This window comes from Microbacterium sp. NPDC064942, assembly GCF_049545525.1.
GTDB classification, from domain to species: domain Bacteria; phylum Actinomycetota; class Actinomycetes; order Actinomycetales; family Microbacteriaceae; genus Microbacterium; species Microbacterium gawkjiense.
On sequence record NZ_JBMWDR010000003.1, the window covers coordinates 152,350 to 173,727 of the forward strand.

Below are 21,378 nucleotides of genomic sequence, written 5' to 3' on the forward strand. Positions count from 1 at the left end.
CCGCCTGGCTGCGAATGATCCCGTCCCGAGAGAACCACCGTGACCCCAACGCCCAGAAAACGTCTCGCAGGCGAGTGCGCGGCGAGCAACCCGATTCACACCGTGCACAAATGATGTCGCACACCAGAGAGGTCGACTACCGCACGTTGCGGGTACTCGGGCCGACGATCCTCGTTGGGTTGCACTCGCTGTGCTGGTCGGCGCACTGGTATTCGGTGGCGGCGCTGCACAGCTCCCCCTCGGTGACGCCGGCCCGGTCGTGCGCTGGGGGCTTCCGGCCGCGAAGCTGATCGTGAACCTCGCCGCCGCGGGAATGGTCGGTGTGCTCGTGACGGCGCTGTTCACGTTGCGGACGGGTGAGCGCGAGTTCGATATCGCCCTCGATACCGCCTCGATCTCCGCCGCCGTGTTCACCGTGGCGGCCGGTACGACCGGGTTCCTCACGTTTCTCAGCGTCTTCAACCCCGCGATCGACGTGGGACCGCAGTTCGGTGCCCAGCTCGGACGGTTTCTCGTCGAACTCGAGGTGGGCCGGACGTGGCTGATGACAACGGTCGCGGGCGCAGCACTCACCGTCCTGACATTCGCGGTGCGGTCCTGGGTTGGAACGCTTCTCGTCGCCCTGCTGGCGGTCGCCTCGCTCGTGCCGATGGGCACGCAAGGGCACTCCGGTGATGATGCCCTTCACCACGAGGCGATGATGGCGCTCATCCTGCACATCATCGGCGCCGCGGTGTGGCTCGGCGGTCTCCTCTTGCTCGTCGCCACCCGTCCAGTCCTCCAGCGGCAGCGCATCGCCGATGTCGTCGCCCGATACTCGAGCATTGCCTTGGCCGCGTTCGTGGTGGTCGCCGTATCCGGCACGGTGCGTGCGGCTATCGGCCTGCAGCAGTGGTCGGATCTGCTCTCCCCTTATGGCGCAATCTTGGCCGTGAAGGTCGTCGCGCTGGTGGGTCTCGGGCTCTTCGGCGCGTGGTACCGCATGCGGCTGATCGGCAAGGTGCGCGGCTCTGACGCGGCATCCCGCCCCTTCTGGATCTTGATCGTGTTCGAGTTGGCGTTGATGGGCGTCGCCAGCGGTGCCGCTGCAGCGCTGGCCGGCACTCCGCCACCGAACCCGGCCCCGCTTCCCGAGACCCCATCGCCAGCGGAACGCCTCACCGGTGCACCGCTGCCCGCGGAGCTCACGATCGAACGGTGGGTCACCGCATGGAACGTCGACCTGCTGTGGGCGGTGATCGCCGGGTTCGCGATCTTCTTCTACCTTGTCGGGGTGTGGCGGCTGCGCCGCCGCGGCGACGCATGGCCGTTATACCGCACGATCATGTGGGTCACCGGCATGGTGCTGCTGGTGTGGGTCACCGGCGGAGTCATCAACGTCTACCAGGACTACCTGTTCAGCATGCACATGGTCGGGCACATGCTGCTCACGATGGCGATCCCCGTGCTGCTGGTCGCTGGTGCGCCGGTGACCCTCGCCGCCCGGGCGATCCGCAAGCGCGAAGACGGCACGCGCGGCGGCCGGGAATGGATTCTGTGGGCCGTGCACTCGCCCGTTGCCCGGGTACTGACGAACCCATTCATCGCAGCCGGCCTGTTCATCGGGTCGCTGTGGGTCTTCTACTACACCGACCTATTCCGGTGGTCTCTGGCCGGTCATCTCGGGCATCAGTGGATGATCGCGCACTTCCTCATCACTGGTTACCTGTTCGCCCTCACTTTGATCGGCATCGACCCGGTGCCCTGGCGGCTGCCCTACCCTGGCCGACTGCTGCTGCTCATCGGCATCATGGCGATGCACGCCTTCTTCGGGATCGCCATCATGATGCAATCGGGACTCATGGTCGCCGACTGGTTCGGGTCGATGGGCCGGACGTGGGGGCCGACGCCGCTTGAGGACCAGTACACCGGCGGCGGCATCGCCTGGTCGATCGGCGAGATCCCGACCCTCATCCTCGCGATCACCGTCGCCATCCAATGGAGCCGCAGCGACGACCGTGAGACCAAACGCCGCGACCGGCACGCGGACCGCACCGGTGAAGCCGAGTTGCAGGCCTACAACGCGCACCTGGCCGACCTCGCCACGCACGATGCTCGCGCCCGCAGCTGAGCCCTACCGAGACAGAGGACCGCGTGACAACGAAGGAGGAGCTGGCCGAACGCTACGGTCGTGCCCCGCGCCCTCGACGCCGCCGACTGTACTGGATCGCCGTCACAGGTGTGGCGGCGTTGCTTGTCGCTGCGCTCGCATGGCTGACCGTCTCGAACTCGTTCGACGACGTCGGATTCGACGAGACAGGTTTCGAGCTGGCCGATGCCCGCACGGTGACCGTCTCCTTCCAGGCAACCCCACCCGCCCGCGCGGCGTTTGCATGCGCTGTGCAGGCGCTGGATGAGGATTTCGGCATTGTGGGCTGGCGTGTCGTCGAATACCCGGGGTCGGAGGAGATCACGCGAGCCTTCGTCGAGACGATCCAGACCGTCGCACAGGCCACGACCGGCACCGTGAAAGCCTGTTGGGTCACATAGTTCGCAAGGGGCGAGACCCTTCCGGCGGCGGAGCGCTAGTCGAAGAGTTCGCCTAGCCACCCGCCGCGACGTCGGCCATTCTGTCCGTCGTTGATGTCGTGCCTGCTCTGGGATCCATGTTTGGACCCATGTCCGTCATATCGCGTCGGATATGGTGCCGTCTGCTGAGCGGGGGGCAGAGGAGCTGTCAGTGAGCGTTCGATGATCTTGTCGAGTTCACCGCGGTCGAGCCATACTCCACGGCACTCGGGACAGTAGTCGATCTCGATTCCTCTGCGGTCTGACAGCACCAATGTATTTCCGTCGATGGGACATTTCATGGGTGAACTCCAATGAGTAACCGTGCAAGACGGTTCTGGCGAAGATGATCCGGGCGGGGCGTTCGAGTGAGACAGGAGAAGGTCACGGGCTGGGCTTGTCCTCGTGGTCGATGCCGTGGTGCTCCTTGCCTCGCTCGAAGTTGAGCAGGCGGAGCGCGTTGGCGACGACGACCAGCGTGGAGCCTTCGTGGATGAGAACCACGGCGCCGATGTTCAGCCCCAGGAAGGTCGCGAGGATGAGGAACGCGACGATCGCGAGGCTGGCGATGAGGTTCTGCCGGATGATCCGGCTGGTGGCACGGCTGAGTCGCACAGCGAAGGGGAGACGGCCGAGGTCGTCGCTCATCAAGGCGATGTCACAGGTCTCCAGGGCGACGGTGGAGCCGGCGGCGCCCATCGCGATGCCGACGTCAGCGCTTGCCATCGCCGGGGCGTCGTTGACGCCGTCGCCGACCATCGCAATGGGGCGGTGAGTTTTCGAGAGGCGGGTGATCTCAGCGACCTTGTCCTCGGGGAGGAGCTCGCCGAGGGCCGTGTCGACGCCCACTTCCCGGCCCACCGCGTCGGCAACGCGCTGGTTGTCGCCGGAGATCATCACGAGCTGCCCCACGTCCGCGACCCGAAGAGCGCTGAGTACCTGAGCGGACTCCGCGCGGGAGGCATCCATCACTCCGACGATGCCGAGGAACCGGTCGCCGCGGCGGACGATCATCAGCGTCTGGCCGGAGTCCCGCGCCTGCGTGTACGCGTCGGCGAGCGTGCCGGTCAGCGTGAGTTGCTGCTCGTCGAACATGCGCAGGTTGCCGACGTCGACGCGTTCCCCGTCGATCGTCGCCGTGATGCCGCGGCCGACGACCGCGTTCAGGTCTGTCGCGGTGAGGCGCTCGGTCTGGGGGACGCGAGGCTCGAGGTCGCGGACGATCGCCTCGGCCAGCGGGTGATCGCTGAGCGCTTCGACGGCGACCAGAGTGCGGATCAGTTCCGTCTCGGGAACGTCGGTGGCAGGGGTGACGGACGTCACCCGGGGGGCACCCCAGGTCAGGGTGCCGGTCTTGTCGAACGCCATCGCCTTGACCCGTCCGAGCGTCTCGAGCGGGGCGCCGCCCTTGACGAGCACGCCGGCACGCGCAGCACGGGCTACACCCGCCAGCACCGCGGCCGGGGTTGCGATCGCGAGAGCGCAGGGGCTGGCGGCGACGAGCACCGTCATGGCGAGGTAGAACGCGTCGGGGAACGGTTGCGCGAACGCTAGCCAGGAGATCAGGAGTGTAACGGCGACCCCGAGGATCACGGCGGGCACGTACCAACGCTGGAACCGGTCGATGAACTGCTGTGTGGGGGAGGCGGCCTGGTCGGCGGAGCGGACGAGCTCGACGACCTTGCTGAGCGTCGAGTCCGCGGAGGTCGCGGTGACCTCGACCTCGAGCACGCCGGACCCGTTCACGGTGCCGGCGAAGACCCGGTTGGCGGCGGGCAGGGTGTCGACGGTGCGCATCGCCCGCTCCGGGTCGGCCACCGGCTCCTTCTCCACCGGGATCGACTCACCGGTGACCGCGGACTGATCCACTGCTGACACCCCGGAGATCACGAAGCCGTCTGAGGGAATGCGGGAGTTCGGGCGGATGACGACGATGTCGCCGACGACGATCTCCTCCACCGGCACCTCCACTGGCTCCTGGTCGCCGCGGCGCACCAGGGCGCTGCGGGGAGCGAGCTCGGCGAGGGATTCGATGGACTTGCTGGCACGGCTGAGGGCGTATTCCTCGAGCGCGTGGCCGAGGCTGAACAGGAACAGCAGCACCGCCCCTTCCGCCCACCGGCCGATGAGGGCGGCGCCGATGGCGGCGACCAGCATGAGGAAGTCGACCTCGAACTTCCCTCGCATCGTCGAGGCGATCGCGGTGCGGAACGTGAAGAACCCGCCGAAGAAGTAGGTGGCGAGGAAGAACACCAACGGCCATCCGACCATCGGCAGCCCCAACGCGAATTCGGCGATCATCCCGCCGGCGTAGGTCACGCCCGCGGCGATCGCGAACCACAGCTCCCACCGGGCCGAGCCGTGGGAATGGTCGTGCGTCTCCGCAGGGGGCGCGGTAGTCGTCGGGGAGGAAACGGTCATCGCCCAACAATACATCACAAAAACATGATATGTTGTTATTGTGAATGATTATCGTGCTCGAAGGGCACAATAGTGAGCATGGTCACTGCTGAGACTCGTCGGGAAGCGAGCCCCCTGTCCGTAGCGGACGCCGAGCGGCTCGCCGAGATCATGCAGGCGCTGGCCTCCCCCGCCCGTCTGCGCATTCTCAGCACGCTGAGCGCGCGACCGAGCACCGTGACCGAACTCAGTGAACAGTTGCAGATCGGTCAGACGACCGTGTCGAACCATCTTCGGCTGCTGCGGTACCTCAGTCTTGTCACAGGGAGTCGCGCCGGTCGGCACGTCCACTATTCGCTCTTCGACGACCATGTCACCGAGCTCCTCGATGAAGCCATTGGACACCTCGAGCACCTACCGCGCGGAGGATGAGTCGATCAGCCCCGGGAGCGCATTGGTCGATGCTGGATCGAGTCCCGGCACCCGCATGACGCCGACGGCGTCGTCAGCCGACGGCTCCCTTGCAGTCACGCAAGCGTTATGGCGATCGCGGGTGACGCCTGGCGGAGCGGTAGCTGAGAAATAGGAAGGTCGTGTGCCCGGCCAGCGACAGGCTCAGAAAGATGATCGCGATGACGAACACGTTCCCAGGTCCGCGGTCTCCGCCTATCAGCATCACTGCACAGAACAACACCGCCGCAGTGAGAAGCACCGTCTGCACGGCGGAAAAGACGACCCGCCCGTGGGGACCAATCATCCTCGGGGATCTGCCGTTACGGTGCGGGCATCCGCGGGCGCGCTCGGTCTGGCATGTGTTGCCGCGGCGAGCTGTCGAAGGGTAGCGGGTCGGCGGCCGGCGCGGACGCCGTTGAGAATGACGATCACTTCGGCGACCTCGTGCACGAGCACCACCCCGGCAAGTCCGAGCACTCCGAACAGGGCGAGCGGGAACAGCACGACGATGATCGCTAGGGCGAGCACGATGTTCGCGGTCATGATGCGTCGAGCGCGTCGTGCGTGCGCGAGGGCACCGGGGATGAGGCGCAGGTCGTGGCCGGTGAACGCGACGTCGGCGGATTCGATCGCCGCGGCGGATCCTCTCACCCCCATCGCGATGCCGACCGTCGCGGTCGCCAGCGCGGGTGCGTCGTTGATGCCGTCACCGACCATCGCTGTCGGTCGCGACCGCGTTAGCGCTTCAATGGCGGCGGCCTTGTCCGCGGGGAGTTGCTGGGCGCGGACGTCGGTGATGCCGGCGGCGTCGGCGATCGCCCGGGCGGTGCGGTCGTTGTCGCCGGTGAGCATGATCGTCTCGATGCCCTGCGCGTGCAGCATCCGCACCGTCTCGGCCGATTCGGGGCGCAGCTCGTCACGGATCCCGATCAGCCCGGCGATCTGGCCGTCCGCTTCCACAACCACCACGGTCATACCCTGCACTGCCAGCGACTCCGCCAGGGGGCGGTGCTCGCCGGGCTCCAGCCACCGGTCATTGCCGACACGGATCGTGCGCCCGCCGACCCGGCCGGTAACGCCGTGGCCCGCATCCTCAACTACGCCCGTTGCGTCTGTCGAGCCGGGCGTCGCCGCAGTGATCGCCGCAGCCAGCGGGTGAGTGCTAGACGCCTCCACGGCTGCCGCCCACGCCAGCAAATCGTCACGAGTGATCCCGGCCGCGGGGTGCACCTCGACGACAGTGGGTTGGTTGCGTGTGAGTGTGCCGGTCTTGTCCAGCGCGACGGTGCGGATCGTGCCGAGCTGTTCGAACGCTTCGCCGGACTTGATCACGACACCGAATTTGGATGCTGCGCCGATGGCGCTGATCACGGTGACAGGGACGGCGATCGCCAGCGCACAGGGTGAGGCGGCCACCAGGACGACAAGGGCGCGTTCGATCCATAATCCCGGGTCGCCGACGATGAATCCGAACACGGCGACGAGGGCCGCGGCGATCAGTACGGCCGGTACGAGCGGCCGTGCGATTCGGTCCGCGAGGCGAGCCCGCTCCCCCTTGCGGGCGTGGGCTTGCTCGACGAGCGTCACGATTTGGGTGAGGGAGTTGTCGCGTCCGTCTGCGGTCGCCTCGATCCTGAGCGTCGCGGAGCCGTTAACCGATCCGGCCGCGACCTGATCGCCGGGACCCACGTCGACGGGGATCGATTCACCGGTGATCGCGGAGGTGTCCAGGCTCGAGCGTCCGTCGATCACGACACCGTCGGTGGCGACGCGTTCGCCGGCACCGATGACGAGGATGTCGAGCTCGCGCACGTCCGCGGCAGAGATTGTGACGTCCCCGGTCAGGCGGGAGACGCGCACGGTGTCGGGGATGAGCGAGAGCAGCGCCCGCAGTCCTTCTTTGGCGCGGTCCATCGCCCGGTCCTCGATCGCCTCGGCGAGAGAGAACAGGAACGCGAGCGTCGCGGCCTCACCGACGTGGCCCAGAAGCACCGCCCCGATCGCTGCGATCGTCATCAGCAGCCCGACCCCGAGCCGGCCGCGGATCAGCCGCCGTATCGCGCCGGGAACAAACGTGTACGCACCAGCGACCAGAGCTGCAGCCTGCAGCACCAGCGCGGGGACCGGCACCCCGGACCACTCGAACGTGTACCCGGCGAGAAGAAACACCCCCGACAGGACAGACGGGAGGAGAGCGACGTCTCGCCACCACGGCGGTCGCACCTCGAATTCCCCCTCATCGACGGTGCCTTTCTTCAAAGCGTCGGGGCCGCAACACGCATCGCCGGTATCGGTTACGGCGCCGCTCTTCTGCTGGTCGGCTGGTGCACAGCAGGCGTCACCGGCCGGGGAAGGGCGGGAGAGTTCGATGCGGCGCACGGTGGGGGTGGTGCGTGGTTCGTCAGGTCCGCAGCATTCTTCGCTCACCGCCCGACCTCCGAAGCCTTGATACGGGACGAGGGCACGCTGATGTGTTGAGGGTTGTTCATGCGCAGCACTCGCATTCCTGGTCCATGCACGGTGCGCCCTCGTCGACGGCGACAACGGCCTCAAGGAGCTGTCGGAGCCCCTGGGTGAGGTGCGGGTCGGCGATCTCGTAACGGGTGCGTCGCCCCTCCGGCGTCGAGACGATCAAGCCGCACCCGCGCAGGCAGGTCAGGTGGTTCGACACATTCGTCCGGGTCCGCTCCAGGTCCCGGGCGAGTTCCGCCGGATACCCAGGGCCGTCTAGCAGCGTCAAGAGAATTCGGGACCGGGTCGGGTCGGCCATCGCCCGGCCGAGCCGGTTCATCACATCCACACGCGAAGCAAGAGTCAGCACACGCTGACTATACAGTGGGAGATGACTTATTGAGCCCGACCGCTCAGCAATCGCGATGGCGCGCAGACGTGACGCCCCCGCCGCGCCCGGAAAGTGTCACGACAAGACGGCCCTCATCGTTCGGAAACCGTCCGTTTCGGTGACATCCAGTGCCAGCTCACCGCGATACCGACAGCGGCGGCGACGATGTCAGCCCGCCGCCATCGCCTCAGCGACCGAGGCCGACTCGATCGATCTTGCGGTGGTAACGCATGCCGGCGAGGCCCCCGAGGATCGCGCCGATCAGCGTGATCACTGCGGCACCGATGGCTGTCAGGATGCCCGTCGCGGTCGCGGCCTCGGGGTCGACGGGGATCCGCGGGAAGCTGTCGAGATTGCCCAGGACGTCCCACTGGCTGCCTGCCACGGCTGTGACGACGGCGACGATGACGGCGATGGCGATGGCCCAGATCCAGACCGCGATCCCCTGCTTCGCCCCGCTGAAGCGGGCCATCCGACCGGCGACGTACCCACCCGCGAAGTACGAGACGAGCAGGACGATGCCGAGGAGGACAGCACCCAGGATGCTGGCGGTTCCTGCATTCTGGGTGGCGGTTTCGGCGGCCTCCTCAGGGGCGGTCCCCATACTCGCACCGACCCAGGTGCCGGTCGCGGCGACGAGAGCGGTGAGCAGCACGGCCGTGCCCGTGGCGGTGAGCCAGCCGAAGAACGCCGACCCGAACTTGAAGCCGCCGAACTTCGCCTTCTCGCGCTGGAGGACGTCGTGATGGAGCGTGCGTCCGGGTTCGAACGCCTCTGTCGCAGCCGAGGCCGTGGCGCCGTGGGAGGAAAGGTTCGCGTCGTCGCGATCGCGATGTTCGGTGCTCATGGGGCGAGGATCCACCCGGCTGCACCGCGGATGCCCAGGCTTGCGTGGCCCGCACTCCGGGCGTACTGTTCCGCCACCCTGCTGCCTCGCGGCGTCGCACGCGCAGCACATCGGATACCACCGCGAGGAACCCGCGGGCAATCCCTGCGGCACGTTCGACTCGTGGCAGCACAATCGTGCGTCAGCAGCGGACTTCGCCGCACCACACCCCCTGAGAGTGTGCGCACTGAGGGGGCCCATCCGGTCGTCGGCAGCCGCAGATGCCGATGACGATCATGAAAGGTCACATCATGAACATCGGCAACGCACTGGAGAACGGGCTCGCGGCCGTGGTGACATTCGTCCCACAGTTTCTCCTGTTCCTCCTCATCCTCATCGTCGGACTCATCGTCGCCAAGCTGATCAGTAAGGCCCTCGAGAAGCTGCTCGACAAGGTCGGCTTCGACCGTCTCGTGGAGCGCGGCGGTATCAAGAGGGCCCTCGCCAAATCCAAGCTCGACGCCTCCGACATCGTCGCGAAGATCGTGTACTACGCCCTGGTTCTGTTCGTCCTGCAGTTCGCCTTCGGCGTCTTCGGCCCGAACCCCGTCAGCGACCTGCTGGAGGGCATCATCGCCTTCCTGCCGAAGATCATCGTCGCGATCATCATCATCGTGATCGCGTCGGCCATCGCCGCCGCCGTGAAGGGGCTCATTCAGAACACCCTGAGCGGGCTCTCCTACGGCAAGGTCCTCGCGAACATCGCCGCCGTGTTCATCATCTTCCTCGGCGTCACCGCCGCGCTGAACCAGATCGACGTGGCCACCTCGGTCACGACCCCCATCCTGATCGCCGTCCTGGCCATCATCGCGGGCGTCATCATCGTCGGCGCCGGCGGCGGACTCATCAAGCCGATGCAGCAGCGATGGGAAGCCATCCTGACGAAGGGCGAGGAGGAGGCTCCGAAGATCGCGCAGCACGCGAAGAGCGCACCGTCCGTCGCTGCTCAGGCGGAGGAGGCCACGCGTATCCTCCGGCAGCAGACGCAGCCGGAGGCCCCGACGCAGCCGGCAGCCCCGACGCAGCCGGCAGCCCCGACGCGCCCGACCCCGCCGGTTCCGCCCCGGCCATGAATGCTGAGGGCCCTGCCTCCCGGGCAGGGCCCTCGGGCTTTGTCGCGTCGGGCGTCCCGCCGCAGGCGGCCTGAAGACGCGGCGTCGACGGAGGCGAGGATTCTCGCCGCCCGGGCGAGGATCCGTCCTGCCGGGAGTGGTTCCGTCAGGAATCGATGTCGGTGGCCCGTGGCAGAGTGCAGGTATGACGGATGCGGCGGAAACCCCCGGTGGCGAGGACTATCTCGCCACCCTGGCGGCGGTCGTTGCGGACGCCGGTGACGTGGCCCGACGAATCGCCGCGGCTCAGATCGACGAGCTTCGTATGCTCGCTGCGGCGGGCCGGTTGGCGGAGGTGCAGACCGCGCAGCGCAACGCCCGCGTCCAGATCCACGACATGGCCCTGAGATCGATCGCGGCCGAGGTCGGCGGGGTGATGCGTGTCACCGACCGGACCGTGCAACGCCGGATCGGTGAGGCGCGGACGTTGATCGAAGGGTTCCCCGCGACGGTCGAGGCATGGGAGCAGGGCCGGATCGTGCGTGGACACGCGATCGCGATCGTCGAGACCGGGACGAGTCTGCCGGCGGAGATGTGGGCGGAGTTCGAACAGGTTGCGATCTCACGGTGCGAGCGCGACACTCCCAACAGGGTGCGAGGCGAGCTCGAGATCCTTGCCCACCGGATGCACCCGCGCTCGTTCGCGGAACGCCACGAGGAAGCCGCCGCGACGCGGTGCGTGCGGATCGTGCCGGGCCGAGACGGGATGAGCGACGTGGTCGCAACCGTGTCGACGGTGATCGCCGAGGGCATCCACGACCGGCTCACCCAGCAGGCACGAGCGATCATCGACACCCGCGACGAACGTTCCGCTGCGCGCGGAGGTATCGGTGTCGCGTTCGGGGCCGCGGTCACGCAGCGCGACAGCGACAGCGACAGCGACGACGCTGCCACGATCATCGCCACCGACAACCGCTCCACCGACCAGGTCCGGGCTGACGTGTTCGCCGACCTCCTCCTCGCCGGGACACCCGCGCTCGACGACACCCGCGACACCACCGCCGGTCCGCTGGGCGCGATCCGCGCACGTGTGCAGGTGCTCGTCCCCGCCGCGACCCTCACCGGCGAGGACGACGGGCCCTGCGACCTGGCCGGGCGCTCCCCGATCGACCCCGCGACCGCCCGCACCCTCGCGGGCGACACCGGGATGTGGGAACGGCTCTTCCACGACCCCACCACCGGGGTCACCGTCTCAACCGACTCGTACCGCGTCCCGTCCGGGATGCGCCGGTTCCTGCAAGCCCGCGACCAGCACTGCCGATTCCCCGGATGCCGCGTCGCGGCGATCCGGTGTGAGGTCGATCACACTCACGACCACGCCCTGGGCGGACGAACCGAACTGTCGAACCTCGCCCACCTGTGCCAGAGGCATCACTCGATGAAGCAGTTCACCGCGTGGAGAGTGCGACAACTGAAGGGTGGAGTCCTGGAATGGACCTCACCCCTCGGCAGGACCTACCGCGAAGACGCCCCCACCCCGGCCGTCGCCTTCACCCCTGCCGCACCACCACCACCGCCACCGCCACCGCCACCGCCACCCGCACCAGCGGAACCCGCACCCTTCTGACGCCCACCCGCGGCGCGCGTCGTGTTGCCGCGGCAGCATCCACACCGACGCATCGCAGTCAGTCCGGCGCACGCGCGACGCCCCGCGAGACGCGCATGCCCGTGCGGCGTGCGGGAAACCGGCCGCCTTCCGCCCGGCGACGAACACCGCGCCCTACCGCGCGTTCCCCGAACGCCGCGAAGCGCCGACCAACGAAGGCGGCTGCCGTCAGCCGAGCGACGCGCACGCGACGCACATCGTCGCCTGCGGGCGCACCTCGAGTCGCGCCTCGGGGATCGGTCGTCCGCACCGTTCGCAGACGCCGTAGGTCCCGGCATCCACCCGCGCCAACGCCGTCGCCACCTGCGTCAACTCGTCCCGCGTCGAGGCCCGCAAGGCGTCGACACGCTGCCACTCACCCGACAGCGTCGAGCCCTCGGGGTCGTGCTCGTCATCCGCCGTCGCGTCCGACCGGTCGACCCGCAGCGCCGCATCATCCGCATCGAGCCGGGCGAGCTGCGCGCGCAACTCACGCTCACGTTCCCGCAGACGCTCGATCGGATCCATCCGGTCAGCGTAGGCCTACCCACCGACACGAGGGCCGTCAAGACCGTCGCGACCGCGGCATCCCACCCGCACAGTAAGACCAACGGAAGGAGCCGCCATGGCCGACAACGAAGGCACCGAGAACGAGGGCACCGATCAGGAAGGCACCGAGCACGCCGACCCCGAGGAGATGCCCGACACCGACGAGCTCGAGGAGCCCAGCGTCGCCAAGGAGCCCGGCGAAGAGCCGAAGGCACCGCCGCAGCAGGACGAGGAACCCAGCCACCACGCCGTCGGCATCGGCGTCATCGACTCCGACCCGAGCGAGACGGACGAGCCCGGCGCTGAGGACTAGGACGACTCCGCCCCGCTGCCCTCGGCGCTGCCGGTGAGCAAGGAGTGCGCCGAGCTGACGGCGTCAGCGTATCGCTACGGGCCCGACCCGTACACGACGGGATGCGGGTGCCCCGCCGATAGGATGGGGGCGTCCCCCGGCATCCCGAGTCTTGGAGCCCAGCCGCGTGAGCACCCCCGTCGCAGACACTGTCCAGAACGCCGTCGCCACGCCGGAGAAGGAGCAGCCGTACGCGGCGCTCGGCCTCAAGCCTGACGAGTACGACAAGATCCGCGAGATCCTCGGCCGCCGCCCCACCTCGGGCGAGCTGGCGATGTACTCCGTCATGTGGAGCGAGCACTGCTCCTACAAGTCCTCCAAGATCTACCTGCGCCGCTTCGGTCAGAAGGTCTCGGACGAGATGAAGGAACGGCTCATGGTCGGCATGGGCCAGAACGCCGGCGTCGTGGACGTCGGCGAGGGCTGGGCCGTCACCTTCAAGGTCGAGTCCCACAACCACCCGAGCTACATCGAGCCGTTCCAGGGCGCCGCGACGGGCGTCGGCGGCATCGTCCGCGACATCATCTCGATGGGCGCGCGCCCCGTCGCCGTCATGGACCAGCTGCGCTTCGGCGACATCGACGACCCCGACACCGCCCGCGTCGTGCACGGCGTCGTCAGCGGCATCAGCTTCTACGCCAACTGTCTCGGCCTGCCCAACATCGGCGGCGAGACCGTCTTCGACAAGGTCTACCAGGGCAACCCGCTCGTCAACGCGCTCGCGGTCGGCGTCCTCCGCCACGAGGACATCAAGCTCGCCAACGCCACCGGCGCCGGCAACAAGGTCGTCCTCTTCGGCGCCCGCACGGGCGGCGACGGCATCGGCGGCGCGTCGATCCTGGCATCCGACACCTTCGCCGACGGCGGCCCGACCAAGCGTCCCGCCGTGCAGGTCGGCGACCCGTTCGCCGAGAAGGTGCTCATCGAGTGCTGCCTCGAGCTGTACCAGGGTGAGCTCGTCGAGGCGATCCAGGACCTCGGCGCCGCCGGCATCTCGTGCGCGACGAGTGAGCTCGCCGCCAACGGCGGTTCAGGCATGCGCGTCGACCTCGAGAAGGTCCTGCTGCGCGACCCCTCGCTCACGCCCGAGGAGATCCTCATGAGCGAGAGCCAGGAGCGCATGATGGCGATCGTCGCTCCCGAGAAGCTCGACGCGTTCCTCACGGTCGTGCAGAAGTGGGATGTCGAGACGAGCGTCCTCGGCGAGGTCACCGGAGACGGCCGCCTGCAGATCTTCTGGCACGGCGAGCAGATCGTCGACGTCGACCCCTCGACCGTCGCGGTCGACGGCCCCGTCTACGAGCGTCCCGTCGCCTACCCGACGTGGATCGACGCGCTGCGCGACGACTCGGCCGCCGCGCTCGAGCGCAGCGACGACCCCGAGGTCCTGCGCACGCAGTTCCTGCAGCTGCTCGGCAGCCCCAACCTCGCCGACACGTCGTGGGTCACCAACCAGTACGACTACTACGTCATGGGCAACACGGCCCTCAGCTTCCCCGACGACGCCGGCATGATCCGCGTCGACGAGGAGTCCGGCCTCGGCTTCGCGATCGCCACCGACTGCAACGGCCGCTACTGCCAGCTCGACCCGTACGCGGGTGCGCAGCTCGCCCTCGCCGAGGCGTACCGCAACGTCGCCGTCACGGGCGCCCAGCCGACGGCGGTCACCGACTGCCTCAACTTCGGCAGCCCCGAGAATCCCGAGGTCATGTGGCAGTTCGGGCAGGCCGTCGACGGTCTCGCCGACGCCTGCTTCGAGCTCGGCGTCCCGGTCACGGGCGGCAACGTCAGCTTCTACAACCAGACCGGCGACCAGCCCATCTTCCCGACCCCCGTGGTCGGCGTGCTGGGCATCATCGACGACGTCGCCCGCCGCATCCCGAGCGGCTGGCAGGATGCCGGCGAGAACATCTATCTGCTCGGCACCACCTCCACCGAGCTCGACGGCTCGGCCTGGGCCGACACCGTCCACGGTCACCTCGGCGGTCGTCCGCCGAAGGTCGACCTCGCCGGCGAGAAGACGCTCGCGGGCCTGCTGCAGGCCGCGCGCGATGAGATGCTCGTCTCGAGCGCGCACGACCTCTCGGCCGGCGGTCTGGCGCAGGCCCTCGCCGAGGCGACGACGCGGTTCGGCGTCGGTGCCCGCGTGTGGCTGCGCGAGATCATGGAGCGCGACGGGGTGGATGCCGCGACCGCCCTCTTCAGCGAGTCGACCGGCCGCGTCATCGTCTCGGTCCCGCGCGAGGAGGACGTGAAATTCCGCGGCCTGTGCGAGGGTCGCGGTTACCCCGTGCTGCGCATCGGCGTCACCGACTCGGCCCCCGAGGGCGAGCAGTCGTCCCTCGAGATCCAGGACGTCTTCTCGATCCCGGTGCCCGAGCTGCGACGCGTCGCGAAGGCGACGCTGCCCGCCGCCTTCGGCCCGATCGTCGACGAGGTCCCCGCGTGAGCGACGACCCGGAGTACGCCGATTTCGTCGGGCGCAGGCGCGCCCGCACGAAGGTGATCGCGTGGACCGTGATCATCTCGATGGTGCTCGTGGGCGGCGGCGCGACCGTCCTCACGCTCCTGTTCGGCTGACCCGGGTCATGGACGCCACCGCTCCCGCCCTTCCCGGCCGTGCGGTGCTGCAGCAGCGCTGGAGCGGGGCGTGCTTCCTGCACTGGCGCGTCGACCCGTCGCAGGTCGCGCCGCTGCTGCCGCCGGGCACCGAACCCGACGTGTTCGACGGGTCGGCGTGGGTGGGCCTCATCCCGTTCGTCCTCAGCGAGTTCCGGTTCCTGCCGCTGCCCCCGGTCCCGTTCGTGGGGCGGTTCGTCGAGATCAACGTCCGGACGTACGCGCGGGATGCCGACGGTCGCCGCGGCGTCGTCTTCCAGACGCTCGAGGCCGAACACCTCCTGCCGGTCCTCGGCGCGCGCGCCGCGTTCGGGCTCCCCTACCGCTGGGCGAAGGCGGCGACGCGCACGGACGGCGACGCGATCGAGTACGCATCGCGGCGGCATCCGGGATTCGGGGATCGGGTGCGCACCCGCATCCGCGTCACCCCCGGGACCGAGGCCGTCGACGACGAGCTGAGCCGGTTCCTCACGGCGCGCTGGGGCTTCCACGAACGGCACCTCGGCCGGACGATCTGGGCCGCGAACGAGCACGAGCCATGGCCGCTCGTCCGCGCGACGGTCGACCGTCTCGACGACGGCCTGCTCGCGGATGCCGGGTTCCCGGGACTCGCGGATCGCGCACCCGACTCGGTGCTCGCGATGCCCGCCCGGCACCCCGGGGTCGTCACCCGGTTCTCGGGCGCTCGCCTCGTGCGCTGAGCGCGACCTGAGAGCGCGCCCACCGGTCGCGGCTAGCATGGCGGCATGCAGCTCTGGGTCGTCGCGATCGGGGCCGCGGTGGCGGAGTTCTGGTGGGTCGCGCCCGCCGCGGTCGGCGCCGGCGCGGTCAGCGTCCTCGGCGTGCGACGCGGGCGCACCACCCGCGCGCGGCGCCTCGGCCTGACCGCGGCGCAGCGCGAACTGCAGCAGGCGCGCTCCGACGCGGTCGGCGCGCGCGCCGCAGCGCGCGTCGCGCAGGCCGAGCTCGTCCGCGCCGAAGCCGAGCGTGCCGCCGGCCGCGCCCGCCCCGACGACGTCCGGGCCGCGCGCCGCGCGCTCGAGACCGCCCAGCGCGCGAAGGCCGCGGCGACCGCGACCATCCGCGTCGCCCGCGCCCGCGTGGGCGCCGAGCGCGCCGCCGTCCCCGCCCGCGGCACCGACCCGAAGCACCTCCCGCTCGCGCGCCTCATGGCCGCCCACGACGCGATCGCCGCGCGCTGGATGGAGTACGAGACGGATGCCGCCCGCCGCCTCGCCTTCCCCGCGATGAGCGACGTGCGGGTCCCCGCGACGGCCGAGTTCCTGCGCCTCGAGGGCGCCGCCCGCGAGCTGCGCCCGGCATCCCCCACCGCGAAGCTCACCCCCGAGCAGTTCACCGCCTACCGGTCCGCCGTCGACGAGGTGGGCCGTGCCTTCACCGCCGCCGAGCAGGAGGCGTGGCGCCGCGCCGGGCACCGCCCCGACGACGCCCCGACCGACGCACCCGCCGCGCCCGTCTGGACCGTCATCGCCGGTGGGGCGATCGCCCGCTCGGTCGACGGCATCACGCGCGCGGCGGAGGGCGCGGCATCCGCTCTCGACGCCTATAGGTCGCGCCGCGGCGGTCGTGACGATCGTCCCCGCACGTAAGGTGTAGCGGGTGGACGGATTCTGGGCCTTCGCCGGCAACTACTGGTGGCTCGTGTTCCCGCTCTTCGGACTCGCCTCGGCCGCCAGCGGCTCGTGGGCGTCCGCCTCGAAGCGTCGGCACAAGCAGCGCCTCGAGATCATGAAGGCGAAAGCCGAGCTCACCGCCGCCCGTGCCGCCGTCAAGCGCGGCATCGGCTCGGCCTCCGCAGCCGAGGTCGAGGCGCCGTCGCAGTCCCTCGCCGATCAGCTCGACGACCTGCGCGCCGTGCACGACGAGGTCACGCATCGCTGGCTGGACTACGAGCTCGACGTCGCCAAGCTCATCGCGTTCCCGTCGATGAGCGACGGCCGCGACCCGCTCACCGCCGGGTTCCTGCGCGCCAAGAAGGTCGCCGACCGCGCGCGACCGGCCGACGGGTCGAAGCCGTCCGCCGACCAGGTGCGCGAGTACCGCAAGGCCGTCACCGACTTCGAGGTCGCCTTCGACCTCGCCGAGCGCGAGGCCCGTCGGGTGCGCGACTCCGGATTCACCGACGCCGAGCGCAAGCGCCTCGCGACGGCATCCCGCATGCTCGCCGTCGCGACCGACGAAGCCGCCACCCCCGCCGAGCGCCACCTCGCCTGCCAGCGCGTGCGCGAGGAGATCGACGGGCTCATCGCCCTGTCGGACGAGGCGGTCGAGGTGCTGGAGAAGAAGGTCGCCCAGCCGCTGACGCAGCGTCCGAACGACGAAGGGGACCCGGCCGCAGCCGGATCCCCCTGACGTCGCCGACGGTCAGTCGGTGACGATCGTGCCGTAGGCGTCGGGGTTCTCCTCGAGCCACGCGTCGATCGCCTCGGCCTCCTTGCCCTCGCCGTACTCGTTCACGACCATGTCCTCGAGCGAGGCGTACTGCTCGTCGTCGAGGGTGATCCCCTTGATGAGCTCCGCCGCCTCGGGGTACTCCTCGGCGAAGCCGTCCGTGCCGAGGAAGTGCAGCGCCTCGGCCTCTCCCATTGCACCCTTCGGGTCTTCGAGGTCCTTCAGGCCGTACCGATCGTTGGCCCAGAACGGCCGCCACGAGGTCACGACGATGTCGCGCTCGGCAGCGATCGCGCTGTCGAGCTCGGTCAGCATCGCCGCGGTGGACGAGGTCACGAGCTGGTAGCTGTCGTCGAGACCGTACGCGGGGATCATCGACTCCTGCGTCTGCTTCGTCAGACCCGCACCGGGCTCGATGCCGTAGATCTTGCCACCGAAGCGGTCGGCGTTCGCCTCGAGGTCCTCGATCGAGTCGATGTCGACGTACTCGGGCACAGCGATGGTGAGCTTGGCACCGTCGTAGTACGAGCCGAGGTCCTCGATCTGGTCGCCGTACTCGTCCATGTAGGACTTGTGGGTCAGCTCGGGCCAGGCCGACGGGTAGATGTCGACGTCGCCCTGCGCGAGGCCGGCGTACAGCGGGCCCGCCTCGGTGAGCTCCTGCATCTCGACCGTGTAGCCGATCTTCTCGAGCTGATCCTCGAGCAGGTACGCGGTGCTGAGGCCGTCGGTCCACGACGGGAGGTAGCCGAGCGTGATCGTGCCGAGGCTCTCGTCACCTCCCTCGTTCGAACCGCCCTCGGCCTGGTTGCCGCTGGCGCAGCCGGCCAGCGCGAGGGATGCCGTGGCGCCGATCGCGAGGATGCCGGTCAGGTGTCGCTTGTTCATGAAGTGCCTTCCGTATGTGATTGCTGGTTCCGTATCGTGCAGGTCCGGGTGCAACCGGACCGTGCGACCGAGGCCGCACGTGTGTGGGGTCAGAGGCCGCCCGTGGCGATCGGCGCCCGGCGAGGCGACGCCTGCTCGCGCTCCGCCTCGGCTGCCGCGTCCTCGGCGTCGCCGCGAGGAGCACCGTCGCCGCCCGATCCGCGGCGGCGCCGCGCCATCGCTCCGAGCAGCGACCCGCGCTGGTTCTTCAGATCGCCGAGCGCGCCGGTCAGGCGGTCGAGGTACACCGCGAGGATCACGACGCTGAGGCCGGCCTCGACGCCCTTCGCGATGTTGACTGTCGACATCGCCTGGACGATCTCCTTGCCGAGACCGTCGGCGCCGGCGATGCCGGCGATGACCGCCATCGACAGGGCGAGCATGATGAGCTGGTTGACGCCCGCCATGATGCTGGGCATCGCTAGCGGCAGCTGTACGCCGCGCAGGATCTGGCCGGGCGTCGCACCGAAGGCGTGGCCGGCCTCGACGGTCTCGTTGTCCACTCCGCGGATGCCGAGCTCGGTGAGTCGCACGCCCGGGGGCAGCGCGAAGATCACGGTCGCGATCACGCCGGGTACCACGCCGATGCTGAAGAAGACGATCGCCGGGATCAGGTAGACGAACGCCGGCATGCTCTGCATGAGATCGAGCACCGGGCGGATGGCGGCGCTGAACGCGTCGCTGCGCGCCGCCGCGATGCCGACGGGCACCGCGATGACGACGGCGATGAGCGCCGCGACGAGCACGAGAGCGAGGGTCTGCATCGCGGTCACCCACTGACCGACGCCCAGGATCAGCACGAAGCCGATCACGGTGCCGATCGCGAAACGCCACGAGCGCAGCAGCCAGGCGAGTGCGGCGAACAGCACGATCGCGACGACGATGGGCAGCGCGAGCAGCGCGTCGGCGAGCGTGTCGACCAGCCAGCCGACCACCGTCGAGATGAACGAGAGCAGCCATCCGAGCGTGTCGCGGATCCAGTCGACGGCGGCGTCGGCCCATTCGCCGACGGGGATGCGGAAACCATCCATCAGCGCACCACCTCCGCGTCGGATGTCGGGCCTTCGCCGGCGGCACCTGCGAGGGCTGCGTCGATCTCGGCGCCCGGCACCGGGTCGAGGATGACGGGGATCTCGGTCGTCTCGGTCGTCGAGGGGCCGAGCGCGGTGAGGAGCGTGATGCGCGGGATGACGCCGACGAGGCGACCCTCGGCATCCGTCACCGCCAGCGGCAGCGGCGACTCGGCGGCGGGGACGAACAGGTCCATGAGGACGTCGTCGCGGCCGACCGCCTGCGGCACGGGGCGCAGCAGCGACGAGATGGTCGTCTCGCCGCGGCGGACGAGCTTGAGCGCGTCGCGGTCGGTGATCATGCCGAGGAGCTTGCGGCTGCGGTCGGTCACGTAGACGGCGGCCATGCGGGCGTCGCGCATCGTGCGCAGGGCGGTGCGGGGACCGGCGGCCACGGTCACCGAGACCGAGCCGGGACGCTCCATGACGTTCGCCGCCGTCAGCACGCGCGCACGGTCGACGTCCTGCACGAACTGCTCGACGTAGTCGTTGGCGGGGTCGGTGAGGATGTCCTCGGGGGTGCCGATCTGCACGATGCGCCCGTCGCGCATGACCGCGATCCGGTCACCGAGGAACATCGCTTCGTTCAGGTCGTGCGTGATGAAGATGATCGTCTTCTGCAGGGTCTGCTGCAGTTCGAGCAGCTGCTCCTGCATCTCGCGGCGGATCAGCGGGTCGAGCGCGCTGAACGCCTCATCCATCAGCAGGATGTCGGTGTCGGCGGCGAGCGCGCGGGCGATGCCGACGCGCTGCTGCATGCCGCCCGACAGAGCGGACGGCAGCTTGTCCCCCCAGCCCTCGAGGCCGACGAGGGCGAGGATCTCCTCGGCCTTGGCGAGGCGCTCGGCCTTGCCGACGCCCTGCAGCTCGAGCGGGTAGGCGACGTTGGCGGCGACGGTGCGGTGCGGTAGCAGGGCGAAGTGCTGGAACACCATTGCGATGCGCTCACGACGGATGCCGCGCAGCTTCGCGGCCGGGATGCCGGTGATCGGCTCGCCGTGGACGAGCACCTCCCCGCCGGTCGCGTCGTGCAGGCCGTTGAGCATGCGGATGATGGTGGACTTGCCCGACCCCGACAGGCCCATGATCACGAAGATCTCGCCCTTCTCGACGCGGAAGCTCGCGTCGATCACGGCGGCGGTGCCCGCATCGCGGACGGCGTCCCGGCGTTCTCCCGCCTGCAGGCGCTTGACGGCCTGGGCGGGATTGCGTCCGAAGACTTTGAACAGATTCTTCGCTTCGACAGCGGCAGTTGTCACGTGCTTCCCTCGGCGGGCGCGCACGCGTCCGCATAGGTAGCGCCCGGGTGGCGGTCACCGGCATCCGCACGAGCGAAAACGTCACTCGAGTGCAGCGCTCCGACGACGAACATCGGGCTCGTCATCCAGACCGCCGACCATACGCCCGCTCGTCGTCGACACCTCAGGATGTCGGTTCGAAGGGGCGCGGACTGGTCGTCGAGGGCGCGAGGCCCTTCTTCGACGGTAACGAAGATCGTTGACCGGGATCAAATCGATCCATCGGGTTGCATGAATCGCCGACGGTCGGTATCACGCGCGCGCCGGGGCGACGACACGGCATCGGGTATCCGCCAGAATCAGGAGGGCCTGAGAAGAGGAGCGCC

The 21,378-nt window shown here is 69.2% G+C and carries 19 protein-coding genes and 1 pseudogene; 11 read left to right on the forward strand and 9 right to left on the reverse strand.

Features of this window, described 5'->3' with window-relative positions:
- The first annotated feature begins 113 nt into the window (after window positions 1-113).
- Both ACPEH2_RS07080 and ACPEH2_RS07085 read left to right on the forward strand, forming a co-directional pair.
- Window positions 114-2,110, forward strand: a pseudogene (locus ACPEH2_RS07080) (cytochrome c oxidase assembly protein).
- A gap of 23 nt (window positions 2,111-2,133) precedes the next feature.
- Entirely contained in the window at window positions 2,134-2,529 is a 396-nt protein-coding gene (locus ACPEH2_RS07085; RefSeq protein ID WP_242086713.1) for a DUF4307 domain-containing protein, read from the forward strand.
- 35 nt (window positions 2,530-2,564) lie between these two features.
- On the opposite strand, the gene ACPEH2_RS07090 is transcribed toward ACPEH2_RS07085, so the two are convergent.
- Together ACPEH2_RS07090 and ACPEH2_RS07095 are read right to left on the reverse strand one after the other, a co-directional pair.
- Window positions 2,565-2,849: a zf-TFIIB domain-containing protein gene (locus ACPEH2_RS07090; protein ID WP_242086711.1), complete on the reverse strand. Its 285-nt coding sequence runs from the start codon at window positions 2,847-2,849 to the stop codon at window positions 2,565-2,567.
- A gap of 82 nt (window positions 2,850-2,931) precedes the next feature.
- A complete protein-coding gene (locus tag ACPEH2_RS07095; protein WP_242086709.1) occupies window positions 2,932-4,968 on the reverse strand; it encodes a heavy metal translocating P-type ATPase in 2,037 nt (678 codons plus the stop codon).
- Between the two features lie 78 nt (window positions 4,969-5,046).
- Between ACPEH2_RS07095 and ACPEH2_RS07100 the strand changes: the two genes are divergently transcribed.
- On the forward strand, window positions 5,047-5,379 hold the full coding sequence (locus ACPEH2_RS07100) for an ArsR/SmtB family transcription factor (protein ID WP_242086707.1): 333 nt from the start codon (window positions 5,047-5,049) through the stop codon (window positions 5,377-5,379).
- A gap of 321 nt (window positions 5,380-5,700) precedes the next feature.
- Here ACPEH2_RS07100 and ACPEH2_RS07105 read toward each other — a convergent pair whose 3' ends face one another.
- The 3 genes from ACPEH2_RS07105 to ACPEH2_RS07115 all read right to left on the reverse strand — a co-directional run bounded on the left by ACPEH2_RS07105 (window position 5,701) and on the right by ACPEH2_RS07115 (window position 9,089).
- Complete coding sequence (locus ACPEH2_RS07105; RefSeq protein ID WP_242086706.1) at window positions 5,701-7,623, reverse strand: heavy metal translocating P-type ATPase; 1,923 nt, start codon at window positions 7,621-7,623, stop codon at window positions 5,701-5,703.
- Between the two features lie 262 nt (window positions 7,624-7,885).
- Window positions 7,886-8,221, reverse strand: coding sequence for a Cd(II)/Pb(II)-sensing metalloregulatory transcriptional regulator CmtR (cmtR, locus tag ACPEH2_RS07110; protein ID WP_313895384.1), 336 nt, complete (start codon window positions 8,219-8,221; stop codon window positions 7,886-7,888).
- A 208-nt stretch (window positions 8,222-8,429) separates the two neighbouring features.
- Window positions 8,430-9,089, reverse strand: a complete 660-nt coding sequence (locus ACPEH2_RS07115; RefSeq protein WP_359919067.1) for a hypothetical protein — start codon at window positions 9,087-9,089, stop codon at window positions 8,430-8,432.
- Between the two features lie 290 nt (window positions 9,090-9,379).
- On the opposite strand from ACPEH2_RS07115, the gene ACPEH2_RS07120 reads away from it, so the two are divergent.
- Window positions 9,380-10,201 (forward strand): mechanosensitive ion channel family protein, encoded by an 822-nt coding sequence (locus ACPEH2_RS07120; protein ID WP_359919069.1) that lies wholly within the window; start codon window positions 9,380-9,382, stop codon window positions 10,199-10,201.
- Window positions 10,202-10,385: 184 nt separating this feature from the next.
- Window positions 10,386-11,807, forward strand: coding sequence for a DUF222 domain-containing protein (locus tag ACPEH2_RS07125; RefSeq protein WP_423718519.1), 1,422 nt, complete (start codon window positions 10,386-10,388; stop codon window positions 11,805-11,807).
- A 207-nt stretch (window positions 11,808-12,014) separates the two neighbouring features.
- Here ACPEH2_RS07125 and ACPEH2_RS07130 read toward each other — a convergent pair whose 3' ends face one another.
- The gene (locus ACPEH2_RS07130; protein ID WP_217529024.1) at window positions 12,015-12,353 is read right to left on the reverse strand and encodes a TraR/DksA family transcriptional regulator; all 339 of its coding nucleotides are present in this window, start codon (window positions 12,351-12,353) and stop codon (window positions 12,015-12,017) included.
- Window positions 12,354-12,450: 97 nt separating this feature from the next.
- On the opposite strand from ACPEH2_RS07130, the gene ACPEH2_RS07135 reads away from it, so the two are divergent.
- From ACPEH2_RS07135 to ACPEH2_RS07160, 6 genes are all read left to right on the forward strand, one after another.
- On the forward strand, window positions 12,451-12,687 hold the full coding sequence (locus ACPEH2_RS07135; protein ID WP_311286585.1) for a hypothetical protein: 237 nt from the start codon (window positions 12,451-12,453) through the stop codon (window positions 12,685-12,687).
- 166 nt (window positions 12,688-12,853) lie between these two features.
- Complete coding sequence (gene purL, locus ACPEH2_RS07140; protein WP_359919071.1) at window positions 12,854-15,175, forward strand: phosphoribosylformylglycinamidine synthase subunit PurL; 2,322 nt, start codon at window positions 12,854-12,856, stop codon at window positions 15,173-15,175.
- Window positions 15,172-15,306 (forward strand): hypothetical protein, encoded by a 135-nt coding sequence (locus tag ACPEH2_RS07145; RefSeq protein ID WP_308210393.1) that lies wholly within the window; start codon window positions 15,172-15,174, stop codon window positions 15,304-15,306. Before purL ends, ACPEH2_RS07145 begins: the two co-directional genes overlap by 4 nt.
- A gap of 8 nt (window positions 15,307-15,314) precedes the next feature.
- Window positions 15,315-16,046 (forward strand): YqjF family protein, encoded by a 732-nt coding sequence (locus ACPEH2_RS07150; RefSeq protein WP_359919073.1) that lies wholly within the window; start codon window positions 15,315-15,317, stop codon window positions 16,044-16,046.
- Window positions 16,047-16,091: 45 nt separating this feature from the next.
- The gene (locus ACPEH2_RS07155; protein WP_359919075.1) at window positions 16,092-16,955 is read left to right on the forward strand and encodes a hypothetical protein; all 864 of its coding nucleotides are present in this window, start codon (window positions 16,092-16,094) and stop codon (window positions 16,953-16,955) included.
- Window positions 16,956-16,965: 10 nt separating this feature from the next.
- Window positions 16,966-17,718 (forward strand): hypothetical protein, encoded by a 753-nt coding sequence (locus ACPEH2_RS07160; protein ID WP_359919076.1) that lies wholly within the window; start codon window positions 16,966-16,968, stop codon window positions 17,716-17,718.
- Between the two features lie 12 nt (window positions 17,719-17,730).
- Here the strand turns inward: ACPEH2_RS07160 and ACPEH2_RS07165 are convergent, their stop codons facing one another.
- The 3 genes from ACPEH2_RS07165 to ACPEH2_RS07175 form a co-directional block, all read right to left on the reverse strand.
- A complete protein-coding gene (locus tag ACPEH2_RS07165) occupies window positions 17,731-18,645 on the reverse strand; it encodes a glycine betaine ABC transporter substrate-binding protein (protein ID WP_253035073.1) in 915 nt (304 codons plus the stop codon).
- A gap of 89 nt (window positions 18,646-18,734) precedes the next feature.
- Window positions 18,735-19,715, reverse strand: coding sequence for an ABC transporter permease (locus ACPEH2_RS07170; RefSeq protein WP_359919078.1), 981 nt, complete (start codon window positions 19,713-19,715; stop codon window positions 18,735-18,737).
- Complete coding sequence (locus tag ACPEH2_RS07175; RefSeq protein WP_359919080.1) at window positions 19,715-21,013, reverse strand: quaternary amine ABC transporter ATP-binding protein; 1,299 nt, start codon at window positions 21,011-21,013, stop codon at window positions 19,715-19,717. Before ACPEH2_RS07175 ends, ACPEH2_RS07170 begins: the two co-directional genes overlap by 1 nt.
- Between the last annotated feature and the right edge of the window lie 365 nt (window positions 21,014-21,378).